The organism is Mycobacterium sp. smrl_JER01, assembly GCF_048513595.2.
Taxonomy (GTDB): domain Bacteria; phylum Actinomycetota; class Actinomycetes; order Mycobacteriales; family Mycobacteriaceae; genus Mycobacterium.
In genome coordinates, this window is sequence record NZ_JBLXXK020000002.1 from 20,545 (window position 1) to 35,503 (window position 14,959).

General features: G+C 65.4%; 14 protein-coding genes. 9 read left to right on the top strand and 5 right to left on the bottom strand.

Translation table 11 applies throughout. The features are described from left to right. Positions 1-476 precede the first annotated feature (476 nt). The 5 genes from ACNUDN_RS28285 to ACNUDN_RS28305 all read right to left on the bottom strand — a co-directional run bounded on the left by ACNUDN_RS28285 (position 477) and on the right by ACNUDN_RS28305 (position 3,568). Positions 477-815 carry a hypothetical protein gene (locus ACNUDN_RS28285; protein WP_011896281.1) on the bottom strand — a complete coding sequence of 113 codons (339 nt, stop codon included), beginning with the start codon at positions 813-815 and terminating at the stop codon, positions 477-479. Positions 816-828: 13 nt separating this feature from the next. Further along, positions 829-1,374 (bottom strand): WhiB family transcriptional regulator, encoded by a 546-nt coding sequence (locus ACNUDN_RS28290; RefSeq protein WP_011896280.1) that lies wholly within the window; start codon positions 1,372-1,374, stop codon positions 829-831. A gap of 331 nt (positions 1,375-1,705) precedes the next feature. Beyond that, positions 1,706-2,404, bottom strand: coding sequence for a helix-turn-helix domain-containing protein (locus ACNUDN_RS28295; protein ID WP_011896279.1), 699 nt, complete (start codon positions 2,402-2,404; stop codon positions 1,706-1,708). Positions 2,405-2,504: 100 nt separating this feature from the next. Beyond that, positions 2,505-2,804 carry a type VII secretion target gene (locus tag ACNUDN_RS28300; protein ID WP_041801133.1) on the bottom strand — a complete coding sequence of 100 codons (300 nt, stop codon included), beginning with the start codon at positions 2,802-2,804 and terminating at the stop codon, positions 2,505-2,507. Positions 2,805-2,899: 95 nt separating this feature from the next. Continuing rightward, a complete protein-coding gene (locus tag ACNUDN_RS28305) occupies positions 2,900-3,568 on the bottom strand; it encodes a hypothetical protein (RefSeq protein ID WP_011896277.1) in 669 nt (222 codons plus the stop codon). 74 nt (positions 3,569-3,642) lie between these two features. Between ACNUDN_RS28305 and ACNUDN_RS28310 the strand changes: the two genes are divergently transcribed. The 9 genes from ACNUDN_RS28310 to ACNUDN_RS28350 all read left to right on the top strand — a co-directional run bounded on the left by ACNUDN_RS28310 (position 3,643) and on the right by ACNUDN_RS28350 (position 14,873). Continuing rightward, complete coding sequence (locus tag ACNUDN_RS28310; protein ID WP_011896276.1) at positions 3,643-4,791, top strand: hypothetical protein; 1,149 nt, start codon at positions 3,643-3,645, stop codon at positions 4,789-4,791. Positions 4,792-5,356: 565 nt separating this feature from the next. Further along, positions 5,357-6,154 carry a conjugal transfer protein gene (locus tag ACNUDN_RS28315; protein WP_419125378.1) on the top strand — a complete coding sequence of 266 codons (798 nt, stop codon included), beginning with the start codon at positions 5,357-5,359 and terminating at the stop codon, positions 6,152-6,154. A 38-nt stretch (positions 6,155-6,192) separates the two neighbouring features. Then, complete coding sequence (locus ACNUDN_RS28320) at positions 6,193-6,444, top strand: hypothetical protein (RefSeq protein WP_041801131.1); 252 nt, start codon at positions 6,193-6,195, stop codon at positions 6,442-6,444. 11 nt (positions 6,445-6,455) lie between these two features. Next, positions 6,456-6,872, top strand: a complete 417-nt coding sequence (locus tag ACNUDN_RS28325) for a hypothetical protein (protein ID WP_158022127.1) — start codon at positions 6,456-6,458, stop codon at positions 6,870-6,872. Then, a complete protein-coding gene (locus ACNUDN_RS28330; protein ID WP_011896273.1) occupies positions 6,872-9,328 on the top strand; it encodes an ATP-binding protein in 2,457 nt (818 codons plus the stop codon). The genes ACNUDN_RS28325 and ACNUDN_RS28330 overlap by 1 nt, the downstream gene beginning before the upstream one ends. Next, entirely contained in the window at positions 9,325-11,433 is a 2,109-nt protein-coding gene (locus ACNUDN_RS28335; protein ID WP_011896272.1) for a hypothetical protein, read from the top strand. The genes ACNUDN_RS28330 and ACNUDN_RS28335 overlap by 4 nt, the downstream gene beginning before the upstream one ends. Further along, positions 11,430-12,587 (top strand): hypothetical protein, encoded by a 1,158-nt coding sequence (locus tag ACNUDN_RS28340; RefSeq protein ID WP_011896271.1) that lies wholly within the window; start codon positions 11,430-11,432, stop codon positions 12,585-12,587. Before ACNUDN_RS28335 ends, ACNUDN_RS28340 begins: the two co-directional genes overlap by 4 nt. Continuing rightward, positions 12,584-14,005 (top strand): NlpC/P60 family protein, encoded by a 1,422-nt coding sequence (locus ACNUDN_RS28345; RefSeq protein WP_011896270.1) that lies wholly within the window; start codon positions 12,584-12,586, stop codon positions 14,003-14,005. The genes ACNUDN_RS28340 and ACNUDN_RS28345 overlap by 4 nt, the downstream gene beginning before the upstream one ends. Before the next feature lie 55 nt (positions 14,006-14,060). Continuing rightward, a complete protein-coding gene (locus ACNUDN_RS28350) occupies positions 14,061-14,873 on the top strand; it encodes an ESX secretion-associated protein EspG (protein ID WP_158022126.1) in 813 nt (270 codons plus the stop codon). The last annotated feature ends 86 nt before the right edge of the window (positions 14,874-14,959 follow it).

Sequence of the window (14,959 nt, forward strand, 5' to 3'; positions counted from 1 at the left end):
ACATACCGTGCACGCTGCGGTGCACGTCCAGCACGCCATCTGACCCTCGATGAGTACCGGGTCGACAGGCAATCGCCCACACATCGGGCAGGTATCGAACACCGATGGCACCGCATGGCGGCGATGACCAGCGGCCACTCCGTTATGCAGGCCCAACGCGCACGCCGGGGCTTCGACTACGGCAGATGAATCAGCTTCTCGGGTTGATTCGGCTGTAGAGCAGCCGCTACCCTGAGTATGACCGTGCAAAGTCAACTCCTCTCAGTGGGAGACCCGGGACGCAGAAGTTGCGGTCTGTCGTCCTAACCCAGATCAGCCCCCCGTTTTCGCCGGGGGGTTGGTCTATTTCTGGGCCCGGGTCATCGCTATGAAGATGTCCGATTGACGGATCCTGGAGTCAGCGCCCGGATCCGCCATTGCTCACAGAGGCAGCGGCATCACCTCATTCGCCAACCGTGGATCTTGCTGCGCGCACATCACAGCCGACCTTGTTCATCGGTACAGCCCTCGACGTGGCGGCGCGCGTGCTCGGAGGCCGCTGACGGCCGTGCCCAATACACTGTGCGGCCACGGCTTTCCACGCGTTCGACGACTCCATGTCGATGCAGACGCAGCAGCGTCCGGTAGACACCTGACTCGACCGCCCACGCACCGAAGCCAGCCTCGAGTGCCCGGTGCCGGAACTCCGCCGTCGAAATCGCTCGCCCGGCAGAGCTGTCGATGACAGCCTGCAGGAATGCGCCCAACTCGGCCCTGGGTTCATCGCCGAGGTCAGGGGTGTGATGAGGCTCCCACTGGGCCGTCGCAGTCTGCATTTCTGTGGTCCGGCTATCCCGTGGGTGCGTGCGCGGACATCGCCAGGGTCAGCGGCAACACCAGCTGTGTCTCCGCTGCAGCGCGCGTCGGCGTGTAGTCCGCCAGCTCGATCACCTCGGCGCCGACTTCATCACTGCTGCTGCCGTCGCCGGCCGGCTCTGGGGCGTCAACGTCCTGCATACCCTGCGCGTCACCGGCACTCTCCGAGCACGCACCGCCTGCGGCACGGCGAGACAGGACCTGCGCCACTTCCGCTCCGGGTGAGCGCGCCGGACCGACGTCGAGACCGGCGATGATGCGTAGTTCCTTGCGGTTGCGTTTCAAGCCGGGGCCCGGCGCCAGCCGGTATCCGCCCCAGACGCCATGCTCAGGCTGCGGATCCAGGGTCAGGGCGCGCAGGGCGCAGCGAGACTGATAGAAGCACGACCAGCAGTCCGCGGCGGCTTCAGCGTCGGGCAGCTGTCCCTCGGGAAACCAGCGTTCGGGATCACCCTGGAAGCACGGGGTCATCTGCTCGGGTTCGGTGTCACGCATCTGGTGTTTGGTCACCTTGTGCATGGGGGCGCCTCCATCGTGGTGAAGGCGCTGATGAGCGCAGAGTTGGGCACGACAAAGCTCCTCATGTGTCAGAGATTGGTGATCGCCGAAGCGTCGGGGCGTCCAGGCGCGACGAAGACAGCACTTCCTGGTGCGCGGAAAAGGGTTCCTGTGCAAGCGAATTCGTGGTCGAGATTCGTTTCCCGGGTACGGCTGCTGACGGCCTGCTGGCCGCTTGAGTGTGAACGTGTTACCCAGGGGTGGTTACCAGTGACTCCTCAGCGGGCGCTCCCTCCGGTCTGTGTGACCTAACGTCCCGAACGTATCAAAGCACCAAACATGTTGGCAACATTTACGGAGAAGTCGTTGTGTCGTGCACTTCAGATAGTCGCCTGACCAGGGACATTGCATATGAGCGCTCGGATACCGGGAGCTGCGGAATCAAAGGTGCCAACAAAGTTAGCGTCTGCTCGACGCGACCTTGAATCTCCGTGTACATCGCGAGACGAGCTGACTCGGCCACACCGTCGGCTCGCGCCATCTGCACCGCACTCTCGGCAAATCCCAGGACCGCCTCCGCCATCTGCAAGGTTGCATCAGCCGCTGGCGGCACTCCAGCCCCGGATGTCTCACCACCGGTGATTGCCTCCCGAAGGTCTGATTCGGGAACGCCGTATAGGTCGGCGAGCACCGGACGTAGCGCCGCCGGCGGGGAGTACTTGCCGAGCTCCCATCCCGAGACCGCCGAGGGTGCCACATTGATGCGCTTGGCCAGCGCAGCCTGGGTGAGGCCGGCCGCGATCCTGAAGTGCTTGAGCTCCCAACGCTGCCGCGCCGGCATCTCCAGAAAGTCGACGAGATCGCCACCGAAAAAGTCCACGATCTTGGTCAGCAGCTTGAGCGAAGGCGTGGAACGACCGCTATAGAGACTGCTCAGCGTCGTTGGAGTCACGCCCAGCCCGGCGGCGATCGCCTTCTTGGTCATCCCCGCCTTGTCGCAGGCCTCGCGAAATGCTTTGGCGGAGAAAAAGTCAGAGGTGTTGTCTGCCATCAGCGGGTCATCCGACCCGGGCAGTCACTGCCGAAGCCGACCAACCTGGTCGCACAGGGAACCGTGGCGCCAGACCGTGACTTCACGAGCCGTGAAGCCTTCAGTAGCCATGGATCGCGGCAGCGCTGCCCTGATCGCCAGCGACATACCGCCCAGCCGCGGCTCGGAGGTCCTCGGCATGTTTGGTGAAGTGCTCGGCCACCGCGGTCCCCGAGGCCAGCATGGCCTGCTGGAACTCGCCGACCGCAGCCGTGAACTCCGCGCCCACCGGTCCGTATCCCGTCTGCATCGCTGCAAGCAGCTCGGCGTCGGGCTGGACGTTGGCTGCAACCTCGGAGGCCACCAGATCGTTGGCCGCCGCGAACTGCAGCATGTCCTGATCATCGACGCGCAGCTTCATGGCAAAAAGGCTATAGCTGTAACTCAGCTGCAAGCAAGACCACCCAAAGCAGGCTCCACCAGTATGAACAGGCGCCGCACAGCGCCGGACGCTGATCACGAGTGACTCGACCACCAGGTGTACAACTCAGCGAGCGCGCGATCAGTCGGCGCACCACGCGCCACTACCAGCAGCGAGCGCGCCGTGTCAGTCCATGCCACCGTTGAGGCCTGGTCGTCGAGACCGCAGACCAAGGTGCCGGCCGGTTGGCCGGCACCGCTGCGACGCCACGGCCCCGGTGACTGGATCGGGATGTTGCCCGGGCAGACCACCACATCAAGACCCTCGACGATGCTGCCAAAGGCGGCATCGAGGTCGGCGCGCTCAGTGATCGCGGTGTAGGTCGAGGTCGCGGGCCCGCCTGGGTCCAAGTTGCGCGCACACTCGACCGTGGCCGCCGCCGACGGTGCAGGTTCGACGGCAGTGCACGCCTGCGAGGGATACCCAGCCGGCAGCAGTGCCATCACCTGATCGGCCTTCGACTCATCAGCGCTGGTATTCACCGTGGACTCCTCGACCGCCACCCGCGGGCTGTCGGCCGCGTCCTGCGAAGATCCGGGAGAGCGGACCATTAGCCAGCCGCCGGTGCCCACCGCAGCAACCACGACACCGGCGGCGACGCCCGCCCACAGCAAACGTCCCCCCCGCCGCGAACGCGTCGGCGAGTCGTAGAATCGCTGCCACGGGTTGTCCCCGTGGGCGGGTCCAGGAGAGAGTCCGGCCATGCCTGCCAGTATGACCGATGTGACCGCAGCAGCCGCTCTGGAGAACGCGTGTCCACACTGCCAGCATTGAAGTCATGACCAACCCGCTCCAGACAATCCTGGCCGACCCGGAATTACGCGTGTGGCCCACCCGAAGTCACACCGCAGAACCGGGCGGAACGCACGAGCTGGACCCGCAGAACAATGCCGCAGAAAACAGTGAGCTGACCGTCTCGCAGGTAGGCAAAGATGTGGACGCTGAAGCGGCCATTTCGCGTATAAACGCGTTACTGGAGCCTGCGTCAGAATTCGAAAGGGCGACCAATGTCGCGCCCAATGTGCAGCCCGCCGCTGAGGCTGTCGAACTTAATACCCCGGCGCCTGCAGATTACAATCACGACCCGAACGCACAATCTGGCGAGGATTCGCAGTCTTGTCCTTCAGAGGAAGGGGCCACCTCGCCGCGCGGGTTCGACGATATCGCCGCCAAAACCAATGCTGTTGCCGACAGGGTTGCGCAATTCCGGGAATGGCTGGCCGCCGGCGGTTGGAAGAGTCCTAAAACGCTGGGTTCGGTAGCCGCGGTCTCCGTGGTGCTGGTGACCATCGCGTTGTCAGGCTCCGGGGCGGACCCGGCGGCACCGTCGGCACAGATTGCCGCCGAGCCGCCTCCGATCGTCCAGAGCTCGCCGGGGCCCGCAGCTGCGCCAGTAGGGTCCGACTTCCCCTTGGGCCCCGAATCGGTATTGTCGGCGACCGCCCGGTGCCCGACACCCAGCTCGGATCCAATGCATGCCCTGCGCCCTGAGAGCACGCAGCCCTGGGTGTGCGTCCGCGCCTGGCAAGTCGACGGCCAGCTACTAGAAATTGTCTTCGACCGACCCTATGTCATCAGCTCGGTAGGGATCATGCCCGGCGCAAGCACTGAGGTCGACGGTCAAGACCAGTGGGTCAAGTACCGCACGGTCAGCCGGCTCACGTGGAGCTTCAACGATCCTGCCCGAACGAAGGTCTCCCAGGCCACCGGGGATCGCCGCGAACTCATGGTCACCCCGGTCGCCGCGACAGGTTGCAGCTCCGCTCCAGACTGTCCCGTAATCGCCTCGGCGGTCACCATCACCATCGAAAAGACCAGCGAGCCGTCCAACCCGGGCAGTCTGCAGTCTCCGGGGTCAGGTCTAGGCGCGGACTACACGGCATTCGCAGTCAGCCACCTGGAAATCGTGGGGCACCCGGCCGGCTAAGTACCGGCGGGCCTCCGCCGCTGGCCGTGTTACCCATCCCTATTGCCGTCATGGCCGCAAACCTGCAACCGGGCTCGGTAGCACGTTATCTATGCAGCTCAGCTAGATCTGCAGCAGATCACCCATGCCTGAAAGCCATGAAGCTGGCCGCGTTGGACTCCTCACATGCCAGCCGTGCGTGCTATCCAGAATGCTAGCAATCTACCAGCTAACGACCCGCGTCAACGTCTCGGCTCCTCGCTTGCCTCCGGTCGCTCAGCGCCGAGCGTAGCACATGGTGTCAAGTGTAGCGAACACTCGGCGGGCCGCTTGCACCCCGGTCAATCCCCGGGGTCGCCTAGGTGAGCTCCTCTGGAAAACCACCGGCACCAGCGGCATCGTCTTAAGCGTGAGCTTCCGACCCACCGCCGCAGACCGACTCCACCGAGCCTGGGCACGCCGCCATACCCACCGCCGTACCGTGCAGCGGGCGGCTACCGTCACCTGCCTAGCGTTGGGTGCCATCGGAGGACTTGGAACGTTGGCGGGCGCTTGCTCCCCTGACACTTCCGTCACGGCCGAGCAGATGGCGGTCACCCTCAATCGATCGGTAGCAGTCGAAGGCTTCGCCGATGCCTTCATCAACGCCTATCTCAGCGGCGCTAAAGGCCCCACTGCGCTGCCGCTGACAGCATTCACTTCCGTCTCCATCACCGCGCCCCCGGTGCCAGTAAGCGTGATCAAAACAGCCCCCTGGTCAGCCCGGCCACAAGACAGCGGCTACGCCAACATCGACTACTGGTCGGTGGTGATCGGCGCCTTCGTCAAACCGCTCGGCAAATCGCCGCAGCTGTGGTTCTACCAAGTCCCAGTCGCCGTCGTCGATGGAGCACCACGGGTCACCTCGGCCCCCGCATTCCTCAACGGACCACCCCCCGGATACGACCCCGAACTGGCCTACCCCGTCGACGTCCTCGCCCACAGCGACCCCGCCGACACCGTGGCGGGATTCCTCGAATCCTGGCTGTCAGGAACCGGTGACATCACCCGCTATAGCACCGCCCCCGGCATCAGCACGTTTCCGGAAACCCCATTCACCCGAATCACCAGTACCTCACTTAAATCCACCACCGAAATACCCACCCAACCTGCCGAGGGATTCAGCACACAAGTACTTGCCACTATTACCGCACAGGACCGAGACCGAATAACTCAGACACTCAGCTACCCACTGACAATCTCCTACCGCACCAACAAATGGTTTGTCACCGATATCGACCTCGCACCGAAACTCGGAGGGCGACTGAGCGAAACCGCCGCAACCACCGCGGCCAACACCCCAACTACTACGCCGCCCTATTCACGACCGACACTCCCGCGGTAATTACGACCACCGGCAACCATCCGAAAGGAACAATCACCATGAGCGGAATCACCCAAGTACTCCTAAACCTCTCCACCGAGGTCCGCGGAATCATCATCGCAGTTATCACCATCATCGCCCTCATAATGAGCGCGGTCGTCTTCGCACAATCACGCGGATCGGTCACTAAAGTGCTCGTCGTTCTCGCCTCATCGGTCGTCGCGGGAATCGTTGTGTGGCAGCTGCCCGACCTCATCCGCCTGGGCGTCAGCGACGCGCCCAACCTCACCGGCATCAACAGCCGCTACTGAGCCCGCCCCCTATGAGCTCGACCATCGACGTCACCGTCTACACGCTCGCCCGCAAATTCCCCAAGCTGATCGGGAAGTTCGCGAACGGCAAACCGGTACCCCTAGGCCCCTATACCTATCTGCAGGTCGCAACCCTCATCGTCGGCGTCGTCACACTGCTGACGATCGCCGGCGTGTTCGATCCGCCCAAGCTGCCCGCCTTGTTCGTCGGAGCCGCCATCATCGGCCCCACTGTGGTCGCTGTACGCCGCATCGGGTTCAGCATGGCGCGTACCAGCTCGCGGATGATCTGGACCAGCCGAGCGTGGACACAGCGCAAGCCACTGAGCACCGGCGGCCGCGAGATCACCGGTCCCCATTCCGGACGGGCCCCTTTGACCCCGACTGGCGGACGCCGTGACGTCTTCGAAATGGACACGACCCACTGATGCTGAAACTGACCCAACCCACCCTCGCGGTCACCGGGAACCTGCGCTGGACACTCACTGGCGTCGTCTACGCCGAGTGGCTACTGTCCCCGCGGCCTAACGGCCACGAACGCCCCAGTGACAGGCGCGAGGTCGTCAAAGACCACCGCGACCTGTTCACCGATCTCCCCGAGACCATCTTGACCACCGTGGTCGCGCCCATCGACGTCGCCAGCATCGCCGCCCGGCTTACCGCCACAGCCCGCACAGACGGCCAGCACTCCGTCGGGTCGTTCCTCCAACGCCACCCCGACTACACAGTCGAGGCGTCCGCGCAGCTCAACGCGATAGAACTGCAGGCTCGGCCCCCTCACGAACGGATTATGTGGCTGTCGGTTCCGCTGTGCGGACCGTCGCGCACCGGAGACCTACCTTCTGATTTCATCCCCTCGGACAAACACCGCGAGCAATTCGACGCCCTCGCCGACGAGATCCGACGCAAGATCCCGATCTCGTTCGCACCCACCGCGGTCAATGCCACCCAGATGCACTGGCTTTGGGACCGCGCCCATACCCGCGGCCTCGACCTGGACCACACCTCCGCCGACCCATCGGCCCCGCGTCCCTTTCCCCACAACCGCACCACCACCACGCGGCGGGGACGCATCCGCGGGTTCCGGCTTTCTGGAGAACTCGACGAGACTCTGGCCACCGACGACCGCAAGCGTCGCACCCTGACCCGCGCGATCAAGACCTACTACACCGACAGTGAGCTCGCCCCGTCCTACCAGCAGTTTCTGGTCGTCGACGACTTCGCTACCCGGATGCCCTGGCCAGGTGTCGCTGACCAGATCTTCGCCGTCCTCAATCATTTCGAGGGCGCTGGCATCGACTTCACCATCCACACCCGCAAGCGGGACCGATCCGAAGCGCTGGCCGCCAACGCGCGAGCTCTGCGCCAACTCTCCGAGCAGATGGACGAACGCAGCGACGAAGTCAGCTTCGCGCAGAACTTCCTGGTCCACCGCGGACAACAACTGGCCCAATACGACAATCACCTCGAAAGCAGGCCCTCGGAAACCGAGATCCAGTTCTGCCCCATCATTGCGATCTCCGCGCCCAGCTTCGAAGAGCTCGAGGACCGCTCGCGCGAGGTGATCCGGACCTTCAATAGCACCGGTGTGAAACTGGTCGCTCCCTACGGCGCCCAAGCTGAACTCTGGGCCGCCAGCCAACCCGGATATCCCGAGACCCGCGCGCGCAGCGACTACACCCATTTCATGCCGACCGACACCTTCGCCTGTTTCATGCCGGTCACCGCAGCGCAGATCGGCGACGACTCCGGCCCCTTGATCGCCACCAATCGGCTCTCCGGCTTTCACGAGCCCGTGCACTTCGACCTGCTAGGGGCCACCGAGCGCGACAGGTCCGCCAGCTTCGCCATGACCGGCGACCTCGGCTCGGGAAAGTCGGTGGCCCTCAAGGTGATCTCAGGGATGGTCGTCGACCTCAGCGGACAGGTGTTCGCGGTGGACCGTTCCAAACTCGGCGAGTACCTGCTGTTCGCCCAGGCGGTGGCCAACGCGGTAGTCATCGATCCGGCCAACCCCACCTACACCATGGATCTGCTGCGTGTGCTGCCTACGGCCGACGCCGCCGAACGCATCCTGCCGGTGCTGATGCGGTTGTTCCAGATCAAAAGCGGATCCCCGGAGGCGGCCCTGATCTCGGATCTGATCGAACCCAACTACCGGGCCCGCCACCGCATCCGCGGCCTGCCGGACCTGGTGAACCACACCATCGCACTGGCCCGCGACCACACCACTAACACCCCAGCGATCGAAACGCTGGCCGGTCAGCTGCGGTTCTGGTCGCAACGCACCTACGCGCGTGCACTATTCGCCGACGACCTCCGCCCACTGCCCCTCGACGCACCGATGGTCGTGCTGCGCACCCACAGGCTGCAGTTGCCCTCCGAAGAAGAACAACCCGCCGACGACCCGACCAAACTGTTCGGCGAGGTGATCTACGCCCTCTACGCCACCATCGCCCGAGAGGCGTTGTTCGCCAGCCAGGCCCGATTCGGTCTCCTCGTGCTCGACGAGGCCCTGCACCTGACGCGTTCTGTCGTCGGCCAATCGATCATCAGCGAGTTCGTCGTCGACGGTCGCAAACACAACGCCGCCATCGGCATCGCCTCCCAGGATCCCGCCCACTTCGGTCGATTCCGCCGACTCATCCCAACGCTGTTCATGTTCCGGCAGAGCGACGAGGTGTTGGCAGCCGACAGCCTCAAAATGGCCAGCGAGGACGCAGCAGCCGACCATCTCGTGCAGCAGATGACCCGGTTTAACCCTGGTGAGTGCTTCATGAAGGACCTCAAGCAACGACTCGGCTCGGTCAAGATCGCCCTACCGGCGCATCCCGACCGCGCTCGCGCGGTGCTGACCACCCCAACCCGAGAAGCGATCGCGTGAACTCCAGGATTCGCAAATCCGCCCGCCGGCTGACCTTGCTGCTGACCCCAGCTGCCTACAGCCTGCTCACGGCGGCCCCAGCGTGGGCCGCAGTGGGAGTAGGCGTCGGGGCGTTATGGATCGGGGTGACCGACGGCGACGGCGTGGCGATCGGCACCTATGGACTGTCGTTGGACAACGGAAGCCTGACCAACCCGCAGGCTGCACCCTCAGCCATGGTCCACCACTGGCTCTACAGTGTGTTTCTCACCATCATCGGTCTGGCCATGTGGCTCATCGACAACGTGCTGAGCTTCCAATGGCTCAGCATCATCGCCACCCCCATCGACTTCGTCGGCCAGAAGGTCGCCGCCCTGGTGGTCAGCCCCGCCGTTCTACTCTTCGTCGGGACGCTGGCCGCAGGCTTCATCGCCGTCAACGTCCTGACCGGCAAACTGAGCCGCGCGGCCGTACAGATCGGCACCGCGGTGATCCTCGCGCTGCTCGCGGTAACGCTGGGCAGCAAGCCCCTCAGCGACCTTGTAGGCCCCGACGGCGGACTGGCCATGGGCCGCGACATCGGCATCGAACTCACCACCGAGCTGTCCGGAAAGTCCACCACAGGGGAGCAAGCGCTCTCCGACTTCACCACCTCACTGGCCGACAACTTCGTCCGCACCCCCACCCTGGTATGGAACTTCGGCGCTAATCTCGACGCAGCCCCCTACAACTGCGGCAGCGCTTGGTCAGCCGCCGTGCAGGCCGGTGACATCGACACGGTCAAGGACGCCGTACAGGGCAGCTGTCCCGGCGGCGAACAGCTGCATCAGTTCGCGATGAACGACTCCAGCAGTAAAGGCGCCACAGCGCTGATGTCGATCCTCTTCGCGCTGTGCGTGCTGGCCGTCTTCGGCTACCTCTGCTACCAGGTCGTATTGCTGGCCCTGTCGGCGTTGTTCTGGGCGATCGTAGCGATCGTCGCCCTCATCGCCGGAATGATCCCAGGATCACCACAGGGATTAGCCATCAAATCCGCCCTCGACGCAGTGTTCGCGATCATCGGAATGACCTGCTACATCGCCATTCTCGGCCTGACCGGCGCGCTCACTTCCGCCATGTTCACCCTCGCCGGAGACGATGTGATCATGGCGATGCCGCTGGTCTCGCTGCTGCTGGTAGCCCTTGTGCTGGCACTGCGCAAAGTCGGAAAAGGCCTCGTCGCCGTCCGAAATCGCGCCGCCCAACGGGCAGCCTCATTCGGCGCGGGAACCGACGCGGTGGGCAACGGGCTCACCAGTCAGAACAACAGCCCTGGCCTCCTCGACCGCCTCGATCCCCTCACCGCGGTCCCCCACGCCACGCACACCCTTTCGGCGCGGACCAAGAGCGCCGCCACGACAGCCGCGAAGCTCGGAGTGGCTACCGCGGCACCAGAGGTCGCCCCGTTCATCGGGGCCGCCGACGCACTGATGTCCAAGCAAGCCGCCAGCCAACAACGCAACCAGCGCGCGGAATCGACTGCGGCCGAGTCCCGCTCACCTCGGCCCCCGCGGCAATCCCACGGGCGCCCGCAGTCCGCCACCTCGCCCCCGAGCATCGGCTCAACAGACCTGCCCGGTGAATCGAACGCTGAGAGCACGTCCCGATTCGCACCCCCGGCCGCGCCACCTGACACGCCGTCGAACCCCGCTTCGAGCGCCGAGCCCAGCCCAGGCCCGCGCGCCCCCACCGCGGCGTCCACGTTGTCGCAGCTCACCCCACCCCCGGCGGACAACGGTGCATACACACCGACAGGGTTGCCCGCGCGAGAGCACCACTCAACCGGGACCGACGCCGCATTCCTCATGGCCAGACCGGCTACCGTCGAAGAAGCTCAGAAACGATTCCCAGCCCTGTGCGGGCATCTGACCACACGCGGGGACTACTGCATCAACCCTGCGGACACCTGCCCTCATCACCCGCGGCGCACCCACGCGGCACCCGCGATGCACCCGGCCCTGGCCGACCTGGCGCGCGGCCACGGCGGCTCAGCCTCGACCCCGGACGGTTTGGCGAGACCGGCCGACTCGCGCGACGTGCGCACCGAGTTGATGATGGGCAACGCTTCCGCCGACCGGCAACGATGACCGCCCTGACGAAACTGACCCTGGCCGCGGCCGCGGCCGGCGTGATCGCCGTCCTGGCCGCTCCTGTGCTTCTGATCGTGCTCCTGATACCCGGGCAGACCGCGCAGGACTTCTACCAGGCCTGCATCACCGCGCTGGGACCCCGCGCCACCGTGCTGGCAAACCCTCCATCGACAAACTTGAGTCGCGATGAAGTCCTGTTGAGAATCGTCGATACCGCCACAACACTGGGGTTCGGCAGACAGGGAGCAACCGTGACTGTGGCGATCTCACTTCGCGCGACCGGGTTAGCGAACGCCGCAAACCCCACAGTGCCCGACACTGAGCGCTATGCGCATAGCGCCGTCATCGACGGCGACGGTGTGGGGGCACTTGGCCTGCCCTCTGCCTGGGGCACCGCCGCCGAACTGATGACCCCTGAAGTGTCCACCGCCCTGGCGCTCGACCGCATGGTTGACCGAGCGCAGAAATGGCGCGACACCGACCCAGCCGAGCTGGCCTCGCTAATCACCGGTATGCCCACCGAGGCCTTCCATGGCCCAGTCCAGACAGCACAAGCACTCCTCGACCAGCACCGCCCCACCATCGATATCGGCACCCCGACAACACGTTCATTGCCCTCGCCTTCGGCTACGCCCACTTCCACCGCCGTGGCCACAGCCAGCGCGTCAGCGCTCGTGTCCTCGGCCGACGCGCAGTCAGTCGCCTCCACCGCCCCCGAAGCCGCCTCCTGTGCCACAGCGCTGAGCACCCCGATCCCCGGTCTCACCGACCACCCCAACCCCGTCGGCCCGGCGATCGCCGGCGCAGCACAACGCCACACTGGCACCGCCGCACAAACCGATAGTCAGACCGACACCGCCACGCCACCCAACGACAGCGCCCAGTTCGTGGCCTCGGTGCTCACCGAAGCTCTGCGACAACACTTCCCTGCCACGATCACCGGACTGCTTGAGCACGGCCACCGCGCCGACGCCCCCACCGCCGGAGACATGATCTTCACCGACATCAGCGCCAACGAAGGGCCCCACCTCGTCGGAATCGCCGTCGACCCCACAACCATGATCACGCTGCTACCTGGCCGACTCACCCCCGAACCCATCGAGATCGGACCGGCCCGACTCATCCGGCGAATCGAGGTGCCCACACCGTGAACACAGTCCTTCCTACCCAGGGCCCGCTGGATCCCAACGGCGGCGACCTCCTCGGTGTCCCCGACGGCGACAAGCAGGCCGACCAGACCACCACGACACCGCCTCCCCTCGGTAGCGAGGACACCCAGGCCGGCCCCGTACCGATCCGCGTTCCCCCACTGGGAAGCGCCGCGCAACCGCCCGCCACCGGTTCCGCAGTGCCCGTCGCCACGACGAACACCGCACCTCCGCCAGCTCCAGGTGGCCCTGCCGCACCGACGCCCACCACCACAGACACCCCCGCTGCAACACCAGACGCAGAAGCGACAACCGACGCCGACGCCGACGAGGACCAAGCCCCCTCCGACACCGAACCTGAGACCGAACCCGATGCCGACGCCGAACCGGAGATCCCCCAGGAAGCACTGGACGCCCTCAACGGCCTGGCCACTCTCGGCCCCCAGATCGCCTCGCCCCTGCTCAACGCAGCCACCGGCATCCCCGCCGCCGCCCTGCAAGGTGCCGGCGGCCTCGTCCCCGCCCTCACCTCCGCCGTTCTGCCCCAGCTGGCTGCCATGCTCGACCAACTCGGCACCACCGCACCCCCCGGATCGCCAGCAGCACGCATCGGCACAGCCGGCGCCGACGGACTGGCCGGCGCCCTAGGATCACTGGCCGGAGATGGCAGGGCGGCCGACGCCGCGCGCGCCACCAACCAAACGCTTGCCCGCCAAGTCGGAGCATTGCGCGACGTGGAACAACAGCTCGGCGACATCCTAGGGCTGTCCTCGGCACGCACCGAAGCTGACAGAGCCAAGATCCAAGGCATCATCGACGACGTTGAAACCGCCCTCACGTCCGCCGGCGTGCAAGGCAACACACCCGAAGCCCAAGCTGCGGTCCTATCTGCACTACGCAGCGCCCTCGACGAAGCCGGCGATGTGGTCAGCGGCGCCGCCCGGGACAAACTCAGCGACGCCGCGTTCGTCCGAGAGCTGATCAGCAACTACCTCAACATTTCCAGCGAGCTCGACACCCTCCACGCCGGTGTCGCCGGCAGCGGCACCGGCGTCAGCGCCGCCCGCGCCGCCCATGAGGCGCTCGGCCTGCCCTACGTCTGGGGCGGCGGCGGCGCCCTGGGCCCAACCGGCGGCGGATTCGACTGCAGCGGCCTCACCCAGTACGCCTACGCCCAGGGGTCCGGCGGGCGCATCATGCTGCCACGCACCACCTACGAACAGATCAAGGTGGGCCGACAAGTCCCGATGGGCGCGCTGGCTCCGGGAGATCTCGTGTTCAGCAACTTCTCCGCGCCGGGGGTTCCCGAGCACGTGGGCATCTACATCGGTGGCGGCCAGGTCATTCACGCACCCCAGCGTGGCCAGGACGTGCAGATCAGCTCCGTCCCGTCCGGCGGGCAAGCACGGCGGGTGATGTGAGCGTAAGCCAGAAGAAAGGTCGACCATGCCACCGTTGCGCTGGGACAATAACGCTATGACCGCCGCCGAGGAACCCACCAGCCACGATGGATTCGAGATCAGCGTCGACGAAGCGGCATATCTCGTCGAGTATCTGGACCTCATCGGGTTGCTGCCGGAGGTCCTTGCGGTCTACAACCCGATGACCAGCGCGGAGATGGTCGACGGCTGGAAGGCTCATCAGCACCAACGCCTGACCGAGCGCGGCATCCTTACCTCCACCGGCGCCCTGCCCGAGGTTGCCGAACAGATGCGTACCCTGGCCCACTCGCAAGAAACGTTGGCGATCCGGATCACACCACTGCAGCAGGCAGACACCATGCTGAGGCTGGCGATCGCCACGCGCTACGGCCGGTTCGTCGTCGCGAGCCGCACACGCGACATTTTCCTCGTTCAGTCGGTTCCGGTAAACGCCTGGCAAGACGCCGTGCGGATGACCTTGGATACCAACCTCGGAACAGCCGAGCCGGCACCCTTGAGTCAAACGCTGCAACTCAGCGTCGCCGACGTCAACAAGATCGGCGCAGCGTCGGCAGGGGCGGTGTCCGACCTACTTACCGAGATGGGAATCCACCCCCGTGACGCGGCAGTCCTCAACGCCGCCTCAACCCCTACGGTAGCCACCGAGATCACCGCGGCCCGCCGCGTCGACGGCATTGTGCGACGCTCAGCAACCGCCGTGACGATCCTGGATACGACACACGGCCGGGTGATGGCCTGGCCCCACATTGGTCCCGATCGCAGCACATGGATCTCTTACGCCGCCGGTGAACCCCACCGCCTCCGGACAGCGATTGCCGGCCTACTCGAACAGTTCGACTCCGAGTAGCCCGAACGCCAAAATCGCTGCACCGCAACGGATACGCGTCAGCAACAAGTCCTCTTGAGAAGCTCTGCCACTGCATCGAAAGTGGT